Annotated in this window: 22 protein-coding genes and 2 pseudogenes; 14 read left to right on the top strand and 10 right to left on the bottom strand. The window is 37.5% G+C overall.

What is annotated here, in order from left to right; translation table 11 throughout:
* Nucleotides 1-240 precede the first annotated feature (240 nt).
* Nucleotides 241-933, top strand: coding sequence for a 16S rRNA pseudouridine(516) synthase RsuA (gene rsuA, locus A6A20_RS09390; protein WP_279573186.1), 693 nt, complete (start codon nucleotides 241-243; stop codon nucleotides 931-933).
* Nucleotides 934-944: 11 nt separating this feature from the next.
* The gene (locus tag A6A20_RS09385; protein ID WP_279573185.1) at nucleotides 945-1,175 is read left to right on the top strand and encodes a zinc ribbon domain-containing protein; all 231 of its coding nucleotides are present in this window, start codon (nucleotides 945-947) and stop codon (nucleotides 1,173-1,175) included.
* A 1-nt stretch (nucleotide 1,176) separates the two neighbouring features.
* Here A6A20_RS09385 and A6A20_RS09380 read toward each other — a convergent pair whose 3' ends face one another.
* Together A6A20_RS09380 and grcA are read right to left on the bottom strand one after the other, a co-directional pair.
* Nucleotides 1,177-1,626, bottom strand: coding sequence for a DNA polymerase III subunit chi (locus A6A20_RS09380; RefSeq protein ID WP_279573184.1), 450 nt, complete (start codon nucleotides 1,624-1,626; stop codon nucleotides 1,177-1,179).
* A gap of 137 nt (nucleotides 1,627-1,763) precedes the next feature.
* A complete protein-coding gene (gene grcA / locus A6A20_RS09375) occupies nucleotides 1,764-2,147 on the bottom strand; it encodes an autonomous glycyl radical cofactor GrcA (RefSeq protein ID WP_279573183.1) in 384 nt (127 codons plus the stop codon).
* 311 nt (nucleotides 2,148-2,458) lie between these two features.
* Between grcA and ung the strand changes: the two genes are divergently transcribed.
* From ung to A6A20_RS09345, 6 genes are all read left to right on the top strand, one after another.
* Nucleotides 2,459-3,133 (top strand): uracil-DNA glycosylase, encoded by a 675-nt coding sequence (gene ung / locus A6A20_RS09370; protein ID WP_279573182.1) that lies wholly within the window; start codon nucleotides 2,459-2,461, stop codon nucleotides 3,131-3,133.
* Between the two features lie 47 nt (nucleotides 3,134-3,180).
* Nucleotides 3,181-3,957: a peroxide stress protein YaaA gene (gene yaaA, locus A6A20_RS09365; protein ID WP_279573181.1), complete on the top strand. Its 777-nt coding sequence runs from the start codon at nucleotides 3,181-3,183 to the stop codon at nucleotides 3,955-3,957.
* A gap of 3 nt (nucleotides 3,958-3,960) precedes the next feature.
* Entirely contained in the window at nucleotides 3,961-4,524 is a 564-nt protein-coding gene (locus A6A20_RS09360; protein WP_279573180.1) for a hypothetical protein, read from the top strand.
* Nucleotides 4,521-5,417 carry a cation diffusion facilitator family transporter gene (locus tag A6A20_RS09355; protein WP_279573779.1) on the top strand — a complete coding sequence of 299 codons (897 nt, stop codon included), beginning with the start codon at nucleotides 4,521-4,523 and terminating at the stop codon, nucleotides 5,415-5,417. The genes A6A20_RS09360 and A6A20_RS09355 overlap by 4 nt, the downstream gene beginning before the upstream one ends.
* A gap of 100 nt (nucleotides 5,418-5,517) precedes the next feature.
* A complete protein-coding gene (gene pfkA / locus A6A20_RS09350; protein WP_279573179.1) occupies nucleotides 5,518-6,483 on the top strand; it encodes a 6-phosphofructokinase in 966 nt (321 codons plus the stop codon).
* Between the two features lie 248 nt (nucleotides 6,484-6,731).
* Complete coding sequence (locus A6A20_RS09345) at nucleotides 6,732-7,652, top strand: SPFH domain-containing protein (RefSeq protein WP_279573178.1); 921 nt, start codon at nucleotides 6,732-6,734, stop codon at nucleotides 7,650-7,652.
* Between the two features lie 164 nt (nucleotides 7,653-7,816).
* Here the strand turns inward: A6A20_RS09345 and A6A20_RS09340 are convergent, their stop codons facing one another.
* Nucleotides 7,817-8,728, bottom strand: a complete 912-nt coding sequence (locus tag A6A20_RS09340) for a DMT family transporter (protein ID WP_279573177.1) — start codon at nucleotides 8,726-8,728, stop codon at nucleotides 7,817-7,819.
* Between the two features lie 269 nt (nucleotides 8,729-8,997).
* On the opposite strand from A6A20_RS09340, the gene nrdD reads away from it, so the two are divergent.
* Both nrdD and nrdG read left to right on the top strand, forming a co-directional pair.
* Nucleotides 8,998-11,136 carry an anaerobic ribonucleoside-triphosphate reductase gene (gene nrdD, locus A6A20_RS09335; RefSeq protein WP_279573176.1) on the top strand — a complete coding sequence of 713 codons (2,139 nt, stop codon included), beginning with the start codon at nucleotides 8,998-9,000 and terminating at the stop codon, nucleotides 11,134-11,136.
* Between the two features lie 12 nt (nucleotides 11,137-11,148).
* A complete protein-coding gene (gene nrdG, locus A6A20_RS09330; protein WP_279573778.1) occupies nucleotides 11,149-11,613 on the top strand; it encodes an anaerobic ribonucleoside-triphosphate reductase-activating protein in 465 nt (154 codons plus the stop codon).
* 14 nt (nucleotides 11,614-11,627) lie between these two features.
* Here the strand turns inward: nrdG and A6A20_RS09325 are convergent, their stop codons facing one another.
* The 3 genes and pseudogenes from A6A20_RS09325 to serB all read right to left on the bottom strand — a co-directional run.
* Nucleotides 11,628-11,816: a DUF5363 family protein gene (locus A6A20_RS09325; RefSeq protein WP_279573175.1), complete on the bottom strand. Its 189-nt coding sequence runs from the start codon at nucleotides 11,814-11,816 to the stop codon at nucleotides 11,628-11,630.
* A 29-nt stretch (nucleotides 11,817-11,845) separates the two neighbouring features.
* On the bottom strand, nucleotides 11,846-12,337 hold the full coding sequence (locus A6A20_RS09320) for a YajQ family cyclic di-GMP-binding protein (protein ID WP_279573174.1): 492 nt from the start codon (nucleotides 12,335-12,337) through the stop codon (nucleotides 11,846-11,848).
* 2 nt (nucleotides 12,338-12,339) lie between these two features.
* Nucleotides 12,340-13,197: pseudogene (serB, locus tag A6A20_RS09315) on the bottom strand (phosphoserine phosphatase); the annotation flags it as partial.
* A gap of 80 nt (nucleotides 13,198-13,277) precedes the next feature.
* Here serB and A6A20_RS09310 point away from each other — a divergent pair.
* Nucleotides 13,278-13,955: a YtjB family periplasmic protein gene (locus A6A20_RS09310; RefSeq protein ID WP_279573172.1), complete on the top strand. Its 678-nt coding sequence runs from the start codon at nucleotides 13,278-13,280 to the stop codon at nucleotides 13,953-13,955.
* Between the two features lie 539 nt (nucleotides 13,956-14,494).
* On the opposite strand, the gene A6A20_RS09305 is transcribed toward A6A20_RS09310, so the two are convergent.
* Complete coding sequence (locus tag A6A20_RS09305; protein WP_279573171.1) at nucleotides 14,495-15,796, bottom strand: tetratricopeptide repeat protein; 1,302 nt, start codon at nucleotides 15,794-15,796, stop codon at nucleotides 14,495-14,497.
* A 206-nt stretch (nucleotides 15,797-16,002) separates the two neighbouring features.
* Between A6A20_RS09305 and A6A20_RS09300 the strand changes: the two are divergent.
* From A6A20_RS09300 to mazF, 3 genes and pseudogenes are all read left to right on the top strand, one after another.
* A pseudogene (locus A6A20_RS09300) lies at nucleotides 16,003-16,655 on the top strand (IS1595 family transposase).
* A gap of 261 nt (nucleotides 16,656-16,916) precedes the next feature.
* Entirely contained in the window at nucleotides 16,917-17,171 is a 255-nt protein-coding gene (locus tag A6A20_RS09295; RefSeq protein WP_279573170.1) for an AbrB/MazE/SpoVT family DNA-binding domain-containing protein, read from the top strand.
* Nucleotides 17,165-17,497 (top strand): endoribonuclease MazF, encoded by a 333-nt coding sequence (gene mazF, locus A6A20_RS09290; protein ID WP_279573169.1) that lies wholly within the window; start codon nucleotides 17,165-17,167, stop codon nucleotides 17,495-17,497. Before A6A20_RS09295 ends, mazF begins: the two co-directional genes overlap by 7 nt.
* A gap of 103 nt (nucleotides 17,498-17,600) precedes the next feature.
* On the opposite strand, the gene A6A20_RS09285 is transcribed toward mazF, so the two are convergent.
* Genes A6A20_RS09285 through A6A20_RS09275 form a run of 3 tightly spaced genes read right to left on the bottom strand, consistent with a single transcriptional unit; the run spans nucleotide 17,601 to nucleotide 22,327 of the window.
* Entirely contained in the window at nucleotides 17,601-18,869 is a 1,269-nt protein-coding gene (locus A6A20_RS09285; protein WP_279573168.1) for a beta-barrel domain-containing protein, read from the bottom strand.
* Between the two features lie 25 nt (nucleotides 18,870-18,894).
* Entirely contained in the window at nucleotides 18,895-21,054 is a 2,160-nt protein-coding gene (locus A6A20_RS09280; protein ID WP_279573167.1) for a type I secretion system permease/ATPase, read from the bottom strand.
* A gap of 22 nt (nucleotides 21,055-21,076) precedes the next feature.
* A complete protein-coding gene (locus tag A6A20_RS09275) occupies nucleotides 21,077-22,327 on the bottom strand; it encodes a TolC family protein (protein ID WP_279573166.1) in 1,251 nt (416 codons plus the stop codon).
* Nucleotides 22,328-22,473: the final 146 nt, after the last annotated feature.

Here is a 22,473-nt window from a genome sequence, read left to right as displayed (position 1 = left end):
TTTTTAGAACTACATCACAAAATTTAAGCAAAATGTTACCCTAGCCAAGCATTTTTACCCATTTTCCCTATTAAAATTAGTGATTTTTCACAAAATATTTTGTTTTTAAGGACGTATCTTTTTTAATAAGTAATAAAATAATTACGATTTAAAGTAAATAACAATAGATTTATTGCTATAATCCCCCATAAAATTTAACGGCGGAATAGACCGCACTTTTTCTTTTTTTAACGAATAAATATGCGTTTAGATAAATTTTTAGCAGAACATACTGGGCTAACTCGCTCACAAGCAGGCAAAGCACTAAAGCAAGGTTTAGTGCAAGTAAATGGTGAAACCATGAAAACAGGGGCGATAAAAATCCAATCTACCGATAAAATCTCCTTTGACGGAGAATGGCTCACTTGGATTGAAACAGGGCAATATTTTATGCTTCACAAACCGCAAGGCTATGTTTGTAGTCACGATGACGGCGATTATCCTTCAATCTATCAACTCTTTGATTATCCCCTAGCCAATAAATTGCATAGTGCAGGGCGTTTAGACGTGGATACCACAGGATTAGTGCTATTAACCGATGACGGACAATGGTCGCATCGTATTACCTCGCCTAAATACCATTGTGAAAAAACTTACTTAGTCACCCTTGCCGATCCAGTGGAAAGCCATTATCAAACAGCTTGTCAGCAAGGTATTTTATTGCGTGGCGAAAAAACACCTACCAAACCTGCAACTTTACAAATTATTGATGATTACAATGTGAATCTTACCCTTAGTGAGGGGCGTTACCACCAAGTAAAACGTATGTTTGCCGCCTTAGGTAACAAAGTGGTGGCGTTACATCGTTGGCGTATTGGCGATATTATCCTTGATGCTCACCTTGCCGAAGGGGAATATCGTCCATTAACTGTTGATGAACAAAAATTATTTTAAGGATTGCTACCATGGCATTACAAGCTTGCCCAGAATGTCGCAAAAAGATAAGCTCAAGTGTCGCCCATTGTCCGCACTGTGGCTTTTCCTTTGATTCGGCTAACCTTGCTAAATATCAACAACTTATGGAACAACGGCGTTTACAAAATGCGGAAATAAACAAGAAAAGTACCAAATTACATTTAATTTGGTTAGTTATCTTCGCCGTTATTCTTCTCTTTATGGGCTGGTGGCATAATTAGTTTAGCTTTGTTGCTCCATATTCATTTGAAAACCAAGCTGGCGATATTGTTTATAGCGTTCTCTTGCCAAGATTTTTTGTTGTTCCTGTTCTGGCACAAAATCAATCACTTGATTAAACATTTGGGCAAATTCTGGGATTTGTTGTTGCAAAGAAATTAATACATCACGCCGCTGTACATTACGTTTTTCTTTCCAACAAATTTCAATAGGGGTGGTGTAATGGCTAATTTCTCCCGATAAATTATGCGGCACAAATTCATCAGGATCACGTTGCCATAAGGCTTCATCTAATTTAAAAGCCTGTTGTTCTGTTTCACAAGCAATTAAAATCCGCTTTCCTAAACGCCAAGTTTTCGCCGCTAAATCACAGGCTAACGCCTCAATCGCAGATAAATTTGCAATGGCAGATTGATCATTTTGCATAAGATAAAAAGTAGCTTGTTTTGACATAACATTAAGCACAAAGATAACAATGATAAATGACAAAATTCTAACGAAAGACGAATAAGAGATAAAGAAAAATTATTGAGTAAAAAGAAAAATGCGGTGAAAAACCACCGCACTTTTATCGCTAATAAAAAAGATAATTATAGGCTTTCAGTAAATGTACGAGTAATAACGTCACGTTGTTGCTCTGGTGTTAAAGAGTTGAAACGCACTGCATAGCCAGAAACACGAATGGTTAATTGTGGGTATTTTTCTGGGTTATTTACGGCGTCTTCTAGGGTTTCGCGGCGTAATACATTCACATTTAAATGTTGACCACCTTCCACTTTCACTGTTGGGGCAACATCAACAGGTAATTCACGATATTCAATGTTGCCTAATTCACTTACCGCAACCACTTGATCTTCCGCATAATCACCTTTAGCACATAAGCAACGTGCTTCGCCCTTTTCGCTATCTAATAACCAAAATGAATTTAATAAATTGTCATTAGCCGCTTGGGTAATTTGAATACCTTTAATCATTGTTTCCTCCAAATAATAAAATTTTGCTTGTTAATTAACCTTATCAAGCTAAGTTTATCAAAAGATTTTATCTTTTCAAATTATTTTACAAGGTTTTGCTGTATAACAAATAAACTTTTTCTGCCAATTTGATTAAACTTGATTTATATCAATAAAAATAGCCATGAGCTTTTTATCTTTTATCATAAAAAGTACAATTATGTACAATTTATTAACAATCAAACCGATGAAAAAGAGAATGTGAAATGCTAGGAATTTTGGTTGAGGTTATTTATAATAGCCCTTTTATTTTATGGCTTGGGGAATTAAATATGAAAACGTGGAAAGATGCCATTAGTGAGGAAAAAAATCAACCTTACTTCCAACGAATATTGCAACAAGTACAGCAAGCAAGAAATAGTGGGAAAACCATATACCCTCCCCAAGCCGATGTCTTTAATGCCTTTAAACTTACCGAATTTTCCCAAGTTAAAGTGGTTATTTTAGGGCAAGATCCTTATCATGGCCCAAATCAAGCCCATGGCTTAGCCTTTTCAGTGAAACCCGGTATTCAATCGCCACCTTCTTTAGTGAATATTTATAAAGAATTGGCGAATGATATTACGGGATTTATTGTGCCTGAACATGGGTATTTGGTTGAGTGGGCAAAGCAGGGCGTGCTATTACTCAATACGGTCTTAACCGTTGAACGTGGGCAAGCGCATTCTCATGCGAATTTTGGTTGGGAAACCTTTACCGATAAGGTCATTGCTTGCTTAAATTCACAACGTGAACATTTGGTTTTTCTACTTTGGGGTAGCCACGCACAGAAAAAAGGACAATTTATTGATCGTCAAAAACATTGCGTATTAACCGCTCCACACCCCTCGCCCCTTTCCGCTCATCGTGGTTTTTTTGGGTGTAGGCATTTTTCTAAAGCGAATGAATACTTACAGCAACAACATATCACGCCAATAAATTGGCAGTTACCTTTGCAAATTGTATAAAAAACCAAAAGGCTTAGTAACAGAATATAAAATAGGATACACAAATTATGTTAGCCATTATTTCCCCTGCTAAAACACTAGATTATCAAAGTGCGGTGCCAAATTTACATTTTTCGCAACCGCGATTTATTCCACAAAGTGAACAGCTTATCCAAATTTGTCGTCAACTTTCCCCTGCCGATATTGCCTCGCTAATGCACATTAGTGATAAATTAGCAGGTCTTAATGCGGCACGTTTTGCGGAATGGCAGCCAGAGCATCATGCACAAAATGCCCGTCCTGCCATTTATGCCTTTAAAGGCGATGTTTATACGGGGCTTGATGTGGAAAGTTTATCCCTTGATGACGTTAATTTTGCTCAACAACATTTGCGTATGTTATCTGGCTTATATGGTTTACTCCGTCCATTAGATTTGATGCAACCCTATCGGCTTGAAATGGGTACAAAACTGGTCAATAAACAAGGTAAGGATCTCTATGCCTTTTGGGGCGAGCAAATCACGCAAGCTATTCAGGCGGATTTAGATCAACAACAAGAGAAAATTCTGGTTAATCTTGCCTCTGATGAATACTATAAAGCGGTAAAACCGGCGTTATTAACCGCCAAAATCATTAAACCTGTCTTTTTAGATAATAAAAATGGAAAATATAAAGTGATCAGTTTTTATGCCAAAAAAGCGCGTGGATTAATGTGTCGTTATATTATTCAAAATCGTTTAACCGAAGTAGAACAGTTAAAAGATTTTGATCTCGGTGGATATTGGTTTGATGCCACTCAATCAAGCCAAACTGAATGGGTGTTTAAACGTGATATAAGTGAGTAAATCATGAAAAAAAGATTACTATTACTGATATTATTGCTCACTGGTTGTGCTAAATTAATGCCGCCCACACAATTAGCCGTTCCGCAAACCATTGAGTATAACAATAAAACCTATCATCTTATTAGCCAAAATGATCTGGGGTCAATGGCACGTTATTTCTATGTAGGACAAGGAAAAAGCACCAATAACTGGGATACCGCAGTGGAATTATTGCTTGATCGTAATCAACAACGTAGCTTTGCCGAACGTATTGCACTCAGAAAAAAAGCCTATGCCAATCAATCCATTGCCGATTTTGGTACTTATGAACAACAAGGTTTTTTATATAACTATGTAATTTATTCCCCTACTCAACAAAATCCGAATTGGCAAATTGATATTGCCAAAGGGAAAAATGTAGAACATTGTGGTTTTATCCAATACCAATATTCATTAAAACTGGAAAAAACCCAGAAATTACACAATATGACCGAGCAGAAATTACGTTCATATTTTAAAAAATATGCCGTAGATAAAGAATTGCGTCATCTACAAGCCCTACCTTGGCAATGGAAATGTCAGGCATGACACAGCATTATTCCCATTATGTGAAACGTGCCTCAATACTGGCAGTCACCACTGCGATGATATTAATTATCGCTAAAGGCATTGCTTGGTGGCTAACGGATTCCGTCAGTATGCTTGCCTCCATTACGGATTCCCTCTTGGATCTTGTGGCATCATTAATGAATTTGATTATTCTGCGCTTTGCATTAATGCCAGCCGATCATAATCACTCTTTTGGGCATGGCAAAGCCGAATCCCTTGCCTCATTAGCCCAAAGTGCATTTATTTCAGGTTCTGCCATTTTTATTCTATTACAAGGCATACAACGCCTAAGCTCGCCACAACCTTTAGCCAATAGTGAAATTGGTATAGCAGTAACCTTATTTTCAATTATTGCCACCTTATTACTTATCACTTACCAAGCAAAAGTGATTAAAATAACCGATAGCCCTGCCATAAAAGCCGACCGTTTACATTACCAAACGGATTTGTTTATGAATATTGCGATCCTATGCTCATTTGCATTAAGTTTCACTGGGTTTATTTACATTGACGGCGTTGTTGCCATTGTTATTGCCTTATATATTTTATTAAGTGCGGTCAAAATTTTAATTGAATCCACCCAATTATTATTAGATGTGGCATTGCCTGAACAAGAAATTGAACAAATTAAACGTATCGCCTTAGCGGACACAAGAGTTATCGGCTTACACGACATTCGCACAAGACGAGCAGGCTCGGTACGCTTTATCCAATTACACCTTGAATTAGCCGATGAACTTTCTTTGCTTGAAGCACATGATATTACCGATCATATAGAGCATCAGCTTACCCAATCCTTTGGACAAGCGGATATTATCATTCACCAAGAACCTACTAGTGTGGTGCAAGCAGAACAACAGCATAAAATTTGACACAACAAAATGAATAAATTTTGTTAGAATAAGCCTATCAGAAAAATTTGCTTATTCTTATTGATAACAGTTTCATTTAAATTTAATAAGGAATGATATTATGATTAAAACTATTGCAGTATTAACCAGTGGTGGTGATGCACCGGGTATGAACGCCGCTATTCGTGGTGTTGTACGCGCCGCACTTTCCGAAGGACTAGAGGTTTTTGGTATCTATGACGGCTACCAAGGTTTATACAACAACAAAATTAAACAACTTAGCCGTTTTAGCGTTTCTGACGTCATCAACCGAGGTGGCACATTCCTTGGCTCAGCACGTTTTCCTGAGTTTAAAGATCCTAAAGTGCGGGCAAAATGTGCAGAAAATTTAAAAAATCATGGTATTGATGCATTGGTAGTTATTGGTGGAGACGGTTCTTATATGGGAGCAAAATTACTCACAGAAGAACATGGCTTTCCATGTATTGGTATCCCCGGCACTATTGATAATGATGTGGCAGGCACAGATTATACCATTGGCTACCAAACCGCATTAGAAACAGCGGTTACCGCTATTGATCGTTTACGTGATACTTGTAGTTCACACCAACGTATTTCTATTGTAGAAATTATGGGAAGACATTGTGGCGACCTAACCTTAGCCGCCGCCATTGCTGGGGGCTGTGAATATATCGTTGTCCCTGAAGCCCCTTTTGATCGTGAAAAACTTATCCAACAAATTGAACTCAGCATTGCCAAAGGAAAACGCCATGCAATTATTGCAATGACCGAACTTATGACAGATGTTAATGAATTAGCCAAAGAAATTGAAGCTCGCGTACACCACGAAACCCGAGCCACCGTATTAGGACATATCCAACGTGGCGGTTCGCCTTGTGCTTTTGACCGTATCCTCGCCTCTCGTATGGGCGTTTATGCCGTTGATCTTCTCCTAGCGGGTAAAGCGGGTTATTGCGTTGGTATCCAAAACGATCAACTGGTTCATCACGACATTATTGATGCCATTAACAATATGAAACGCCCATTCAAATACGAACTCTTAAAAACCTCTGAGCGTTTGTTCTAATTCACTCAATACAAAAAATAATACTAAAACTGACCGCTCTTTTGAGCGGTTTTGTTATGTAAATATACGCACTAAATAAATAACATAGAATTATGATTCAATCATTTCAAACGCTTAAATACAAATCAAAGTGCGGTGCTTTTTTAGAAAATTTTTTATGTTACCTGCTACAATAAATTTACTGTGCATTCCCTCCGCCTATGCTAAACTTGCCAAACCAACTCACTCTTATTTACAAGGAAAATCTTATGAGCTACTTAGATGGTTTGCCGATTGTGTCGGTCTTCTTTATTATTTTAGTTATTGCGGTTCTTGCCTCTACTCTAAAAATGGTGCCACAGGGTTATCATTGGACGATTGAGCGTTTTGGGCGTTATACTAAAACGCTTACACCTGGGTTAAATTTTGTAGTGCCGTTTGTGGATCGTGTTGGTCGCAAAATTAATATGATGGAACAGGTATTAGATATTCCCTCTCAAGAAGTGATTTCAAAAGACAATGCCAATGTGTCTATTGATGCCGTTTGTTTTGTGCAAGTGATTGATGCTCGCAATGCCGCTTATGAAGTCAATCATTTAGAACAAGCCATTATTAATCTGACCATGACCAATATCCGTACTGTACTTGGCTCTATGGAACTTGATGAAATGTTGTCCCAGCGTGATGCGATCAATAGTCGTCTATTGTCTATTGTTGATGAGGCAACTAATCCTTGGGGTGTAAAAGTCACACGTATTGAAATTCGTGATGTGCGTCCACCACAAGAACTGATTGCGGCGATGAATGCCCAAATGAAAGCCGAACGTAATAAACGGGCGGATATTTTAGAGGCAGAGGGGGTTCGTCAAGCGGAAATTTTGCGTGCTGAGGGAGAAAAGCAATCTCGCATTTTAAAAGCGGAAGGGGAACGACAAGAGGCATTTTTGCAAGCGGAAGCGCGTGAACGGGCGGCTGAAGCAGAGGCAAAAGCCACTCAAATGGTATCAGAGGCTATTGCTAGCGGAGATACCAAAGCCATTAATTATTTTATTGCCCAAAAATATACTGAGGCTTTAAAAGAAATTGGTGGAGCGGAAAACAGTAAAGTGGTGCTTATGCCACTAGAGGCAGGTAATTTAATTGGTTCTGTGGCTGGCATTGCGGAATTACTTAAAGGCGATAAAAAATAAAGGAATTAGCTTATTGTCCCTGTTTAAAAGAGTACGGCGTTTATCTCGCCGTGCTCTCTGTATTGTATTCAGTTTAATTGAAACGACTATCCCGCACAGTTTAATCATTAAGCATATTTAATCAGTTTTAAGCTGATAAAAATTTTGTGAAAACTGACCGCACTTTACTGATGATTTTTATTGTTACTGTTAAATGCCAATAAACACCCCAAAATCAATACCATACCGCCAAGACTTTGATTTAAACTCACTTGTTCATTCAAGCTAAAATAAGCCATTATGGCGGTGGAGAAAGGGATTAATAATTGGATTAGGTTAAAACGGATAATGCCTTGTGTTTTGACAATATAAAAAGCCATTAGCATACCTGTCAACATACCGTAAATACCCGCCAAGAGTAAGCCTACAATCAATCCCACAGAAAAATGTTGCAAAAGCATGAAATTGCCCGTTAAGGCGGAGAAAATCAAATAAAAACTTCCTGTTAATAATGCCACAAAAGCACTGACTATAATCACATTATGCTGATGAGCAATATTTTTCACTACCAAGTTTTGTATCGCTTGGATACTAATCGCAAGCAATAGATAAAGGTAACCGAGGATTTGTCCATTATGATGATAAGTTGCAGAAGATAAAATAAACAGGCAAGCACCACTCAGGATCAATACACTTCCCCACCAAAAACGGGGCTGCTTTAACAACGCGCTTTCATCGTGAAAAAAACAACTCGCTGTTATAATAGCAAGCGGGATCGCTAGCAAGGCGAAAATACTGGCAGAAAGTGCTGAGGTATATTCTAACCCTTTGATAAAAAAGAACATATTCGCACTCATCAATAAGGCAATAATGATCACGAAAAACATTGCTCGCCTATCCCTTATAAAGGCTTTAGTTGCATAAGGATAAGCAAATAAGGCAAAACACATTAATATCATTCCCCCAGCACTAAAGCGCAAGGCATTATTATTAAGGGTGTCAAAATGCAAACTAAAAAAACGCATAATAGGAAAACCAATGCCCATTAAAAGCACATAACTTATTAAGATAAAAGCATTATTCCGCCAAAATTTCATTATGTTTTCCTCATTCTGTGAGAATTTACTCTATCTTAATCCTTATTTGATTACACTTTCAGCGTTTATTTTCACTTTGTGATCTAAATCACATTTTTATCTTTTTCTTATATTTTTTTAAAAGAGAAAAATATGAATAAAACCAAATACTAACTTGAATTTATTAACAATTAAGTTACAAAAACACAATATATTGTGATTGAGTTAATTGAAAAATCTATATATAGTATCTTGCCAACAAAATGCAAACAAAGAGGGTAAACGAAATTATGTGGGTCATTAAACGTGATGGCGGTCGTGCAAATTTTGAGGTACAACGTATTATTAATGCAATTCAAAAAGCCTCAAGTGCGGTAGAAATTTACGATGATTTTTTTTGTCATCAAATGGGGCAACAAATTTGTCAGGATATTTTTACCCACCATGCCGAAGAAATTGATATTCACCAAATTCAGCAAATTGTTGAAAATCATTTAATGTCAAGCCAATACCCACAAATTGCACGAGCCTATATTGAATATCGGCATGATCGAGATTTAGCTCGCGAAAAACGTAGCCAATTAACTCAAGAAATTGAGGGGCTGATTGAGCAAAGCAATGTGCAATTACTCAATGAAAATGCCAACAAAGATGCGAAAGTTATCCCAACCCAACGAGATTTATTAGCTGGTATTGTGGCGAAACATTATGCCAAACGGCATATTTTGCCAAGAGATGTGGTTGAGGCACACGAAAAAGGAGAAATTCATTATCACGATCTTGATTATGCCCCTTTCTTTCCTATGTTTAATTGTATGTTAGTGGATTTAAAAGGTATGCTTAATCAAGGCTTTAAAATGGGCAATGCTGAAATTGAGCCACCAAAATCCATTGGTACGGCGACAGCAGTTACCGCCCAAATTATCGCTCAAGTGGCAAGCCATATTTATGGTGGCACGACCATTAATCGTATTGATGAAGTTTTAGCTCCTTTTGTGCAACAAAGTTATGAAAAACATTTACGCATTGCCGAACAATGGCAAATTGCCGATAAACAGGGCTATGCACAAGCTCAAATTGAGAAAGAATGTTTTGATGCTTTTCAATCCTTAGAATATGAAGTCAATACCTTGCACACCTCCAACGGACAAACCCCTTTTGTTACCTTTGGTTTTGGCTTAGGAACAAGCTGGCAAGCTAAATTAATTCAAAAATCTATTTTGCAAAATCGTATTCGTGGCTTGGGCAAAAATCACAAAACCCCCGTTTTTCCGAAATTAGTCTTTACCCTTAAAAAAGGTATCAACCAACAACCTAGCGATCCAAATTATGATATTAAACAGCTCGCTCTAGAATGTGCCTCAAAACGTATGTACCCTGATATTCTAAACTATGAACAAGTGGTCAAAGTAACAGGATCATTTAAAGCCCCTATGGGTTGTCGTAGTTTTCTCAATGCCTATCATCAGCAAGGGGAAGAAATTCATGATGGACGGAATAATCTAGGGGTGGTTAGTCTTAATTTACCGCGTATTGCCCTAGAGGCAAGAACGCAAGCAAGCACAAGCCAACAACGAGAAGAAATCTTTTATCAATTATTAGCCCAACGCTTGCAAATTGCCAAAAAAGCCTTAATGACAAGAATTGCGCGTTTAGAGCAAACCAAAGCACGAGTTGCCCCTATTTTATATATGGAGGGAGCTTGTGGTGTAAGGCTAAAAGCGGACGATAATATTGCTCAAATCTTTAAAAATGGACGAGCCTCTATTTCCCTTGGCTATATTGGTATCCACGAAACCATCAACGCCTTATTTGGCGATAAACATATTTATGACGATCAACAGTTACGGCAAAAGGGCATTGATATTGTGCGATACTTAAGCGATTGTGCTAAACAATGGAAAGCAGAAACAGGCTATGCTTTTAGCCTGTATTCTACCCCTAGCGAAAACCTATGTGATCGCTTCTGCCGTTTAGACAGTAAACAATTTGGCATTATTCAAGGGGTTACCGACAAAGGTTACTATACTAATAGTTACCATTTAGATGTTGAGAAAAAAGTCAATCCTTACGATAAATTAGATTTTGAACAACCTTATCCTGCATTAGCAAGCGGTGGCTTTATTTGTTATGGCGAATATCCTAATGTACAACATAATCTCAAAGCCTTAGAAGATGTTTGGGATTACAGCTATGATCGCGTGCCTTATTATGGCACAAATACTCCCATTGATGAATGCTATGAATGTGGTTTTACGGGGGAATTTCATTGCACAAGCAAAGGCTTTGTTTGTCCAAAATGCGGTAATCACGATAGCGAAAAAGTCTCAGTTACACGGCGTGTTTGTGGCTATCTCGGTAGCCCTGATGCACGCCCATTTAATGCGGGTAAACAAGAGGAAGTGAAACGTCGCGTCAAACATTTATAGCCTTGATATATGATGAACTACTTACAATATTATCCCGTTGATATTGTGAATGGCGAGGGAACACGCTGTACCTTATTTGTAGCAGGTTGCACTCACGCCTGCAAAGGCTGTTATAACCAAAAAAGTTGGTCATTTAGTGCAGGTGTTCCCTTTGATTGGCAAATGGAACAACAAATCATTCAGGATTTACAAGATACCCGCATAAAACGGCAAGGGTTAAGTCTATCAGGGGGCGATCCACTACACCCTCGCAATGTGGCAACCTTACTTCCTTTTGTTCAACGTGTAAAAAAAGAATGTCCTGATAAAGATATTTGGTGTTGGACAGGTTATACCCTTGCCGAATTAGACGATTATCAACGCCAAATGTTGCCCTACATTGATGTCCTTATTGACGGCAAGTTTATTCAACAACAAGCCGATCCCAGCCTTGCTTGGCGAGGATCGGCAAATCAAGTGATTTATCGGTTTAAGTAAATTTCACTCGCTATTTAATCTTTATTAACCTGTTGTTGCTTTAACGCCATTTTTTCCTCTTTGGTGTACAATGGCGGATCATAACGAGCAGGCGGCATACAACCACAGCCACCCTTTTTATCTAACCCTGAAGTTTTAAGGAAATGATCGTATTTAGCAAGCAGACGTTTAAACCAACCTTTCGTTTTTGACGGATTTGACATAACACCTCCTTACCTAACAATACAAAGGATTAATCACGAAAATTATTAAATTGAAAAGGTTGCCCCAATTCTGCATTTTTTACTAATTGAATAACCGCCTGTAAATCATCTCTTGATTTACCCGTTACCCTCACTTGCTCTCCTTGAATTTGGGTTTGAACCTTAAGTTTAGAATCTTTAATCAATTTGGTTATTTTCTTTGCCATTTCCTTATCAATTCCCTGTCTTAACTTAATTTCTTTACTATAAGTTTTACCGCTATGTTCATATTCGGCAGGAATATCTAAAGAAGTGGATTCAATATTACGTTTAATACAAGCATTACGCAAAATATCAATTAATTGTTCTAACTGAAAATCAGATTCTGTCGCAACTTTAATACTTTCATTTTTCTCATTTAATTCAATGCTGGCAGGCACATTGCGGAAATCATAACGATTAGCTAAATCACGATTAGCATTTTCTACTGCATTACGCACTTCGTGTAAGGTAATTTCTGAAACAATATCAAATGATGGCATGATTACTCTCCTCTTATTCTATCATTTGCACTTAATACACATAAAAGACCACTAAAATCCGCAAAGTTTATCACAATTTTAGCTTGTTGTTGCACCTTAGGTTTAGCATGTAAAGCAACGCCCAAACCTGCTACCGCCATCATTGCCAAATCATTTGCCCCATCGCCAATGGCTACCGTATTAGCGAGATCAAGCTCATATTGCTTAGCTAATTGAACAAGCGTATCGGCTTTATATTGTGCAGTAACCACCTCGCCTTTCACTTCGCCAGTCAGCTTACCCCCTTGTATTTCTAACTGATTAGACACCGCATAATCCAATCCTAACGTTTCTTTTAAATAATCCGCAAAATAGGTAAAACCGCCTGAAGCAATCGCAATTTTCCAACCATTTTTTTGTAGCAATTTAACACTTTCCACTAACCCCGGCATTAATGGCAAATGCTTTTGTACCTGCGATAAAATAGCCACTGGGGCATTAGCTAAAGTGGCAACACGTTGGCGTAAACTCTGCTCAAAATCTAATTCCCCTCGCATCGCCTGAGCGGTAATCTCGGCAACTTGTTCTCCTGTGCCTGCCAATTTGGCAATTTCATCAATACATTCGATCTGAATTGCAGTAGAATCCATATCCATAACAAGCAAGCCCGCTTGACTTAAACGAGGGATAAAATCAATCGGAGCTATATCCAAGCCTAACTGATGGGCAAGCTCAACCCACTCAGGTTGCAAAGCCTGTTGTAATAAAATTACTTCATTTTCTGCTATCGTCCAGCGATCAAAAATAGTAAAATTCTGACCGCACTTTTGTTGAAATTGAGTAAAACGCTCAGCTAACGAATAAGAGGCATAAACAATAAAATATGACATAAAATACCTAATTAAACCAATAACACAACAATGATGATACTAGCATAAATTAAAATTTTGAGGCAAATAACTTGAGTTTTACAAAACAGAAACTAATAAAAATTGGCTTAATACTTACCATAATACTCTTTTGTGCCAGCATTATGAGCATTATTTTCTACGGTATTCAGCAATTTAAACTTAGCTCTCAACTCGCTAGTGTTAATCAAGTGGCACACCTCTCCCACTTACTTGTTCGCCAGCAAGCTAATCTTTATGCCATGTTATTAACCAATCCGAATACAACAAATGAACAACTTAATGAACATTTAGAAGATTTTGCTAAACAAATCTTTGTCTTAGATGCTTCACTTTATAGTGCCAATGGCGAACTACTGACACAAACCCATAAAAAAATAAATGTACTACAACAAATTCATCAAGAAAACCAACAAAATCAAAATAGCCAGCAAATTGTAGAAACCATTTACTCACCTGAAGGGGTTATTGGTTTTTTACGTGTTACCTTTAATAATCAATATGGACAAACCACACAACATAAAATTAACCAAATTTTTCATCAGCTATATGGCGAATTTATTTTAGTTTTTTTGACAGGCATACTACTCGCCGGTAGTTTTCATTATTTTTTAAGCCACTATCGCCGAATTAAGCGTAATAATTTGCCAGAACCTAATCATAGTGCTATAAAAACCAGAAGGGTTTCGCCTAGCTTAACTTATCATCGCAGGCGACGAAGATTAAAATAATTTACTCATTAAAAATAATTGGTTTAATGGGAAAGTGTGAAGAGCATTATTTTTATATAATCTTACCTACTCTTTTTACCCAAAGAAATCCTTTATAAACATAACCTTACAACTTCGACTTAATCCTTTATGTTTATAAAGAAAACGCCTCCCTTTTCATTATATTTATTTGAGCGTTCGTTTATAATCTTAATGTTTCAAATACCAATAATATAAGCAACGAGGCGGAATAACTCTTCTGTATAAGCGCATTGAATAAGTTTTAATAACCCTAAACAATCATTAAATATAATCTATTAAATAGTATCGCCTTTTCTCTGAACTTATTCAATTCAAGTTAATAGTATTCATTGGTGTTTTCTTATCACAATTTAATGATAAACGATCTTCTTAGTTAAGCTATCCATAAGCACTAACACGCCCAATTAATATCCATGAATGTTTAAATCTTTTGAAATAGACAAATTTAAAACAGCTTTAAGTTATTAATAAATTTTCACTAAACCTGAAGTTTTTAATCCTGAATATTTATAGAAAATTTATCGTTTATCATCTATAGGTTTTACCGTAAACCTTGTCAGTTTTTCTGCGACACCTCGTGCATAACGGCGTGGAATTTCTATGTCAATTTTTTGATTATGCACAATGGCAACATATCGGCAAATTTCTCGCTCTTGTGCTTCACGATTTACGCTACCATCAGGATTTAACAAGGGCGAAATACAAGAATACATTGTCCATTCAATTTCTGTACCATCGGCATAGTCAACATTTAAATGAGCAACGGCATTGCCTTCATTACAGCCAATATGGTAATTATCATAGTCAAAACCTTCATTATTTGGAAAATCTTGAGCTTGATAGAAACCAAATAGGCGATCGTGTGCAAATAAACTTTGTTTAGCATAACGCCAAATTTGTTCACGCAAAAAATATTGATCAGCAAAGCGTTGTGATAAGGATTTTTGACTGGCGATATAATCATTAATTTTTTGTTCCAATTTTGGCACAGCGCTCGCTACACAGCCCCATAATCCTGCTAAAATCAATTCGGTATGCGAACCGCTATCACGCATGGTATGAAATAATTTATCACTGGCTAGCCATTGATTAACCGCTGCTGCCTCTCGTTGTGAAATCACAGAATCGGCATCACGAAAAATGATATAACCCACATCAGGATCATCAATGGCTAAGAAACGCCATAATGTGCCTTGCCATTGTTGCTGTTGTTCTGATACATATATAATTTCCGCTCCATTACGGCGTAAGCGATCAATCAAGGTTGTAGGTACAGAATGATCCACATAAAAACGGCACACCCAATCAGGGTATAAAATTGGACAAAGTTCGGTATTTAATACCGCAGGTTCGGCATAGCGAGAAAGCCCACCAAATAAGGAAAATGCAATCACTTTTTTCTTCTTTTTGGCTAAGGCTAGATCAATGTGAGGGAGGGACGGTAATTCACCTGAACCATATTGTTGATCTCGCAGTTGTAGGGCTTTTAACCCTGCTTGACCTGCCTTTTCCCAATCCTTTAAAGCACCATAGCTATGGGCGAGAGCATCATAAGCATTCAAACAATTCGCATCACGTTGCAAAGCACGATTGGCATAGCGAATGCTGTCTTGCCATTGGTTAAGATAGATTGCTACCGTTGCCGCATCGCTCAGTGGTTTAACCGAGGCAGGAATAAGTTTATGGGCTTTTAATGTTTCTTGTAAAGCGAGGGAAAATTGTTGGTTAGCATAATATTGCCGAAAGTTTTGGGAGATTATATCCAGTTTTTTCTGTAATTTTTTATTATGTGCTGGCTGAATAGGGCGTTTATAAATCATCGTTTTATTTTATGTTGTTAATAATTAAAACGGCTATGATACTCCATATTTGGCTTTGAAGTAAGCGTAAAGTGCGGTCTGTTTTGGCAAAATTTTTTCAAAATTAACCGCACTTTATGTCTTAGCATTTTTAAAAATTTCAGTGTGGGTTTTTAAATAATAAACTAGGGGCTGTATTAGATTAGCAGTTATGATAGACTGCAAAAATGAAGATAACCCATTGTAAATTAAAAAGAAAAATACAGCTAAAACTCCTTGAGTTTTTTGTTCTTGAAGTAACGGCAAGAGCAGAGAGTGATCTATTAGGAATAAATCCTAATTCTTCAGCACTTTTTTACCGTAAAATTCGCCAAGTGATTGGCTATCATCTTGCCCTGCAAGCTCACGAAGTTTTTGAAGGGGAAGTTGAACTTGATGAAAGTTATTTTGGTGGTGTTAGGAAAGGAAAACGAGGGCGTGGAGCGGCAGGAAAATCGCTGTTTTCGGTATGCTAAAACACCAAGGTAAGGTTTATACCATTGTAGTTGAAAATACACAGACGAAAACTTGACTTCCTGTTATTAAACGAAAAATTCAGCCAGATAGCATTGTATATACGGACTATTATTGCAGTGATGATGTTCTTGATGTGAGTGAGTTTAAACATTATCGGATTAATCATCAAAGCCATTTTGCGGTAAAGAAAAATCACATCAATGGCATTGAAAATTTTTGGAATCAAGCCAAACGAGTATTAAGAAAATATAATGGCATTGACCGAAAATCCTTTCCTTTATTCTTGAAAGAATGCGAGTTTCGGTTTAACTTTGGGACACCTTCTCAGCAATTTAAAATCTTGCGAAAATGGTGTGAAATTTAGGGCTAATCTAATAGAGCCCCATAAACTATACTCTATTTCTTAACGACTATCATTTTTCAATTCCTGTTGTATCCGCTATCAACATATAAAAGGAAAACCAAGTTAAAAGAATAGTATTAGTTAGATTCTGTACAAAAATTAAGCGATAAACAATCAATGATAAAAATTCTTGTTATAATCGCTACCTAAAAAATTTTTGCCGTTTATGTTGATACATTGTAAAATCATCTTATTTTTCAAGATAGCCCAAAGGAGAAAGCCATGCACATTACCGTTAAAAAATGGGGTAACAGTGCCTCTATTCGTCTTCCAGCGGCAATGATGAAAGCCCTTGATATTCAGCCTAATTCTGTGGTTAATATTCGTCAAGAGCAAGGACGATTAGTCATTGAACCCGTTAAAACCAACCAAACAAAACGCAAATATTCCCTTGATGAATTGTTGTCGCAAATCACCGAAGACAATCAGCATCAAGAAATGAATTTTGGCAAACCTGTTGGGAAAGAAATATGGTAAGCCGCTATATTCCCGATGTAGGCGATATTGTATGGTTAGACTTTGACCCTCAAACGGGACACGAGCAAGCAGGCAACCGCCCTGCGATCGTGTTAAGTCCAAAGGCTTACAATCAGATAGGTTTAATGCTTTGTTGTCCGCTTACCACCAAGATTAAGGGTTATCCTTTTGAAGTGCGGATTGCAGGAAATATTCCCAACGTTGCCCTATGCGATCAAATAAAAAGCCTAGATTGGCGCGCCAGAAATGCCCAATTTAAAGGCAAAGCCAATCAAGCGGAAATAGAGGACATTAAAGAAAAAATCGCCGTTTTATTAGGGCTTTAAAGGTCATCTTAATTTTCAGGCAGCCTAACGCTGCCTGAAATTTTTGCAAAACAGACCGCACTTAGTCTAAAAAACAGAAGAAATTATGTTTTTTATCAAAAACTTACCTTTCCTGCAATGCTTGTTTCATTCGGGTAATCGGCTTGGTGAGGTATTGGAATACGGTTTTCTCGCCGGTTTTAATATCTACGGTGGCGATCATTCCAGGGATAACAGGCAAGGTTTTGCCGTTTTTATCGGTCAGTTCTGCACCGTCAGTGCGGACTAACACACGATAAAATGCGGAGTTGGGATCAAGATTGAGTTCACTGCCCATTTTCTTATCCTGTAATGTGCCTGGGCTTAATAGGGTTACTTCGCCATCTAAACCGCCATAAATGGCATAGTCATAAGCGGTTAATTTCACTACCGCTTTCATACCGGGCATAATATAAGCCACGTCTTTGGGATTAATATAAGCCTCAACTAATAATGTATCCTCTAAAGGGGTAATTTCCATAATATCTTGTCCAGCAGAAATCACGCCGCCAATGGTGTTGATTTTGATATTTTTGACAATCCCTTTTAGTGGGGCACGAATCATTGAGCGTTCAACGGGATCAGCACGCATGGCAAGGTTTTCTCTCGCTTGATCTAATTCGCCTTGTGTTCGCCCTAATTCTGCGTTGGCATCAGTAATATATTTATGTTGGCGTTCACTAATTTGTAATTGTAAATCTGCGGAAGAACGTTCCATACGCAATAATTCAACCTGCGACATAGCCCCTCGTTCAACGATAGGTTTGGTCAAGGTAATTTCGCGATCTAATAGGCGTTTACTTTCTTGCAAACTTTTTAAACTTTCAGCCAGCGCCGCTCGTTTCGCTTGGTAAACCCCTTTTTCACGACGTTGGATTTCTTCAGGAATATTATCAGGAAAAATAGGCTCTTCGCCGTTGATTTCCGCTTTTAAACGGATTACCGTTGCCTCAAGATTATCCACTTTCGCTTGCGTTTCACGCAAAATAGCGGAAGAACGGGTATCGTCAAGTTTAAGCAAAATTTGCCCTTTTTCTACCTGATCCCCTTCACGCACGAGCATTTCGCTTAAAATCCCCGGATCTAAACTTTGAATCACTTGTTCGTGACTACTTGGCACAATCGTACCTTGCGCACGGGTAACTTCTTCTAATTTACTGAAATAGGACCAAATAACAAAAACAATCAGGAAGACACCAATTAACCAAATAATGGCAAAGGTTTTGGTGTGTTTTTCTTGTTGCATTGCGGCATGTAGATCCGTAAGTAAATGCAAATCTTTGTTATCAACCTTTTCTAACTTTTGTGTTTGAGGTTGTTTATTTTGCTCTTGAGATGAATTTTCTGTTGTCATTTTTGTACTTCTTTATGCTTATTCATTAATGGCTTTCCGTTTGCTTCGCTTCTGTTGGCGAAGTGTCTGGCTTTTCATTGAGTTTTGCCAACACCGCATCTCTTGGACCGTCCATAATCACTTTCCCTTTGTCAACCACAACGATACGATTAACTAAGCGTAACACTTGTGGTCTATGGGTAACAATCACTAAAGTGCGGTTTCTTGCCCAAGTATCAATGGCAGCAATGGCTTGATTTTCATGGAATTGGTCAAAGCCTGTCGTCGGTTCATCTAATAATACCACTTTAGGATCTCGTAACATCATACGCGCTAACGCCACTGCTTGACGTTGTCCCCCAGATAAGCCTAAGCCATCTTCGCCTAACGGCATATCTAAGCCTTTCGGGTGGTTTCTGACCATTTCTAATAAACCTAAACGTTGTAAGGCAAATAATAGGGTTTGATCATTAGAAAACCCATCAACACGAGAAATATCTAAATTCTCTCTGAGTGTTCCCAAGAATAAGCGTGGTTTTTGTTCAAGTAATAATACTTGATTGCGTAAGAAATAAGGATCAAGCTGTTGTAAATTAATGCCGTCTAAGCTGATTGTACCGCTGGTTGGGCTATATTGGTTTACGGCTAATTTAAGGGCGGTGGATTTACCGCTACCAATTTTACCAATGATGGCTACTTTTTCTCCCTCACGAATACTGAGGTTAAATTGATCTAATACGGCATTATTTTCTTCATCATATTTAAAGCTCACATTGGCAAAATTTAAATTACCCTTCACTTGTTTTAGGCTTAAATATTCACGATCGCTAGATTTCTCAATTGGCTTTTGCACAATCATTTCCACGCCTTTTAATGCAATCCAAGCCTGTTGGAAACGAATGGCTAAGCCTGCAATTTGTCCGAGTGGCGATAAAGCTCGTCCAGAAAGAATCACCGCCGCGATTAATGCCCCCATGGTAATACGGCTTGCCACATCTTCGCTATGAATCAAGTAAGTGCCATAAACCACTAATAATACGGTATTAAGCTGTTGTAAGGCGGTAACGGTATTAATCACAAAGTTACTAATATCTTTGACCTTAATGGCAGAATAAGAGCTTTTGGCGGTATAGTGATCCCAACGTTGTTGTGCCCATAGCATGGCATTGTTATTTTTTAAGGTTTCTAAGCCTTCCACCGCTTCTACTGCAAGCCCTTGGCGTTGCGAGGATTCACGCATAGATTCATTAATGGCTTTAGAAAGAGGAATTTGTGCCAGTAATCCTACCAAGATAACTAAAGGAATGATAATGGCTGGGATAATAGCTAATTTACCTGCCACAAGGCTAATTACGGTAATAAATAACAGTAAAAAAGGTAAATCAATTAAGGTTAATAAACTGGCGCTGGTTAAAAACTCCCGTACCGATTCAAAATCACGCAGGTTATTGGCATAAGATCCTGATGACATGGGCTTTTCTTGCATACGCAATGCCATAACTCGTCTAAATAGCATGGCACTAATAATTAAATCGGCTTTTTTACCCGCAATATCTGTTAAATGCCCTCGCAAGGTTTTAGCAATAAATTCAAAGAAAATGGCTAATACCACCCCAATACTCAGTACCCATAAGGTGGCGTAGGCTTGATTAGGGATCACGCGGTCATAAACATTCATCACATATAACGAGCTAATTAATGCTAAAACATTAATCATAAAAGTAGCAATGATGACCTGATAATAATAAGGTTTAAAACGCCAAATAATTTTGAAAAACCAAGATTTTGGTAATTCATATTCAGGTAATTCAGAACGTACATCTTGAATCACTTTGGGTTTAATAAACCAACAATAACCTGCATATTTAGTGGCTAATTCCTCCGCACTTACATCGGTAAACAGGTTGCCCTCTTGCATAATACGATAGATTCGTTGTCCTTGATCATTGGTATTGATTTCGGTAATTAAAACAGCTTCTTGATTATGCAAAATCGCAATAACGGGCATGGCTAAAGAAGGAATATCCGCTAAAGCACGTTCTGAAATATTATTATCAAATCCCTCTGCACGTAGAAATTCACATAAACCAGAAAAATCTGCACTATTACCCACTTTACGCACAGTATTTGCGGCTAAAGTGGAAACGGAAATAGGCGTCCCCAAATATTGGGTCGCCAAGGCAATTTGTTCAAAAATACTTTTCATTTTTTACAACTTAATTTATTAATTATTTTTCATCAACCCATTGTTTTAAAGCACCTTGTGCATAGAGATAATCTAGCACAGCATGGCGTACTTGATATTGTGAATTGACTTTAGACAGCTGCGCTGATAAAAGTTCATTCTCTGCATTGAGCAATTCCAATAGGGTACGTTTAGCAATAGAGAATTGCAATTTATAAAAATCAATCACTTCTTTTTGTGATTTAATTTGTTGGTTAAGAATATTGACGTGTTTTTGATATTGTTCAAAATTAATTAATGAAAGTGCCTTTTGTTCGGCAATTTCTAAATTCGCATCTTCTAATTCACTTTCCGCTGAAACTAAACGCTCAACATTTTCTTGCACATTGTAATTATTACGGCGATTGTAAATATCCCAAGACATATTTAAATAAACCACACGATCATCACGGGTTGCCTGTGCAACAAAATCCAATTTTGGCAATCTACTTGCTTTGCTTGCCTCAATTCCCGCCTTAGCCACTTCTACTTGTTGCTCAGAAGATTTAATACGAGGGTTTATTTTATCTGTCCCATAACGTTGTTTGAGTGTTTGTAAGTTCAATTTACTAAAAGGATCACGAATATCTTTGCTGGCTAAATCTCGTTTAGCATAACGAACTAAACGGTTAATATTGCTATCAATTTCACGTTGTACCGCATTCATCTGTTGCTCAACTTCATATTTACGCGATTGAGCCTGTACTAATTCTGATTGACGCCCAATATCATTATCGGAAATTACATTAATATCCTTAATAATCTGATTGATACGCTGATGAGCCTGCTTTAATACTTCTAACTGCTCCGAGCTACTTAATGCCATTAAATATAGCTCGGTTACTCGATAAGCTACCTCTTCCTGAGTTTGTTCAATATTAAATTCACTTAATAATCGCTTAGATTTTGCCTCTTTTACCCGCTTATCTATTGCTCCAAAAGAATATAAATTCAACGAAAGTTGTGCTCCCGGTACAAATTTGGAGGCTTCTGTTGAAGAATAACGATGATATTGGTGCATATTTTGTTGCACAAAAGTAGAAATCTGTGGGTAATGATCAGATTTTTCTTGTTCAACCTGACTTTCTGCAATCATTTTCTCACTTTGTGCTAACAATACCTTAGGATCTTGGCTTAAAGAACGTTTGATCACATCTTTTAAAACCGTTTCGTTGGTTGTACCTTTAGGTAAAAAAAGTAAAAAAGGTAAACAAAATAATAGCTTATTTAAGTGAGTAAAAGAGGAAAGTTTCATAATTATACCTATCTAAGTTAACAAGCTTATCAACACTCATTTTAATCAGTGGGGGAATATATAGCAAATAGACAATAACTGCAAGAGAGAGTTAAAAATAGGATGACAATAATGTGTGCAAAATTACTTCTTGGTAAGATTAAGTA

Source organism: Volucribacter amazonae (genome assembly GCF_029783845.1).
In the GTDB taxonomy this organism is placed as follows: domain Bacteria; phylum Pseudomonadota; class Gammaproteobacteria; order Enterobacterales; family Pasteurellaceae; genus Volucribacter; species Volucribacter amazonae.
Note: the sequence above shows the minus strand (reverse complement) of the source record. Positions and strands in the feature narration are given on the sequence as shown.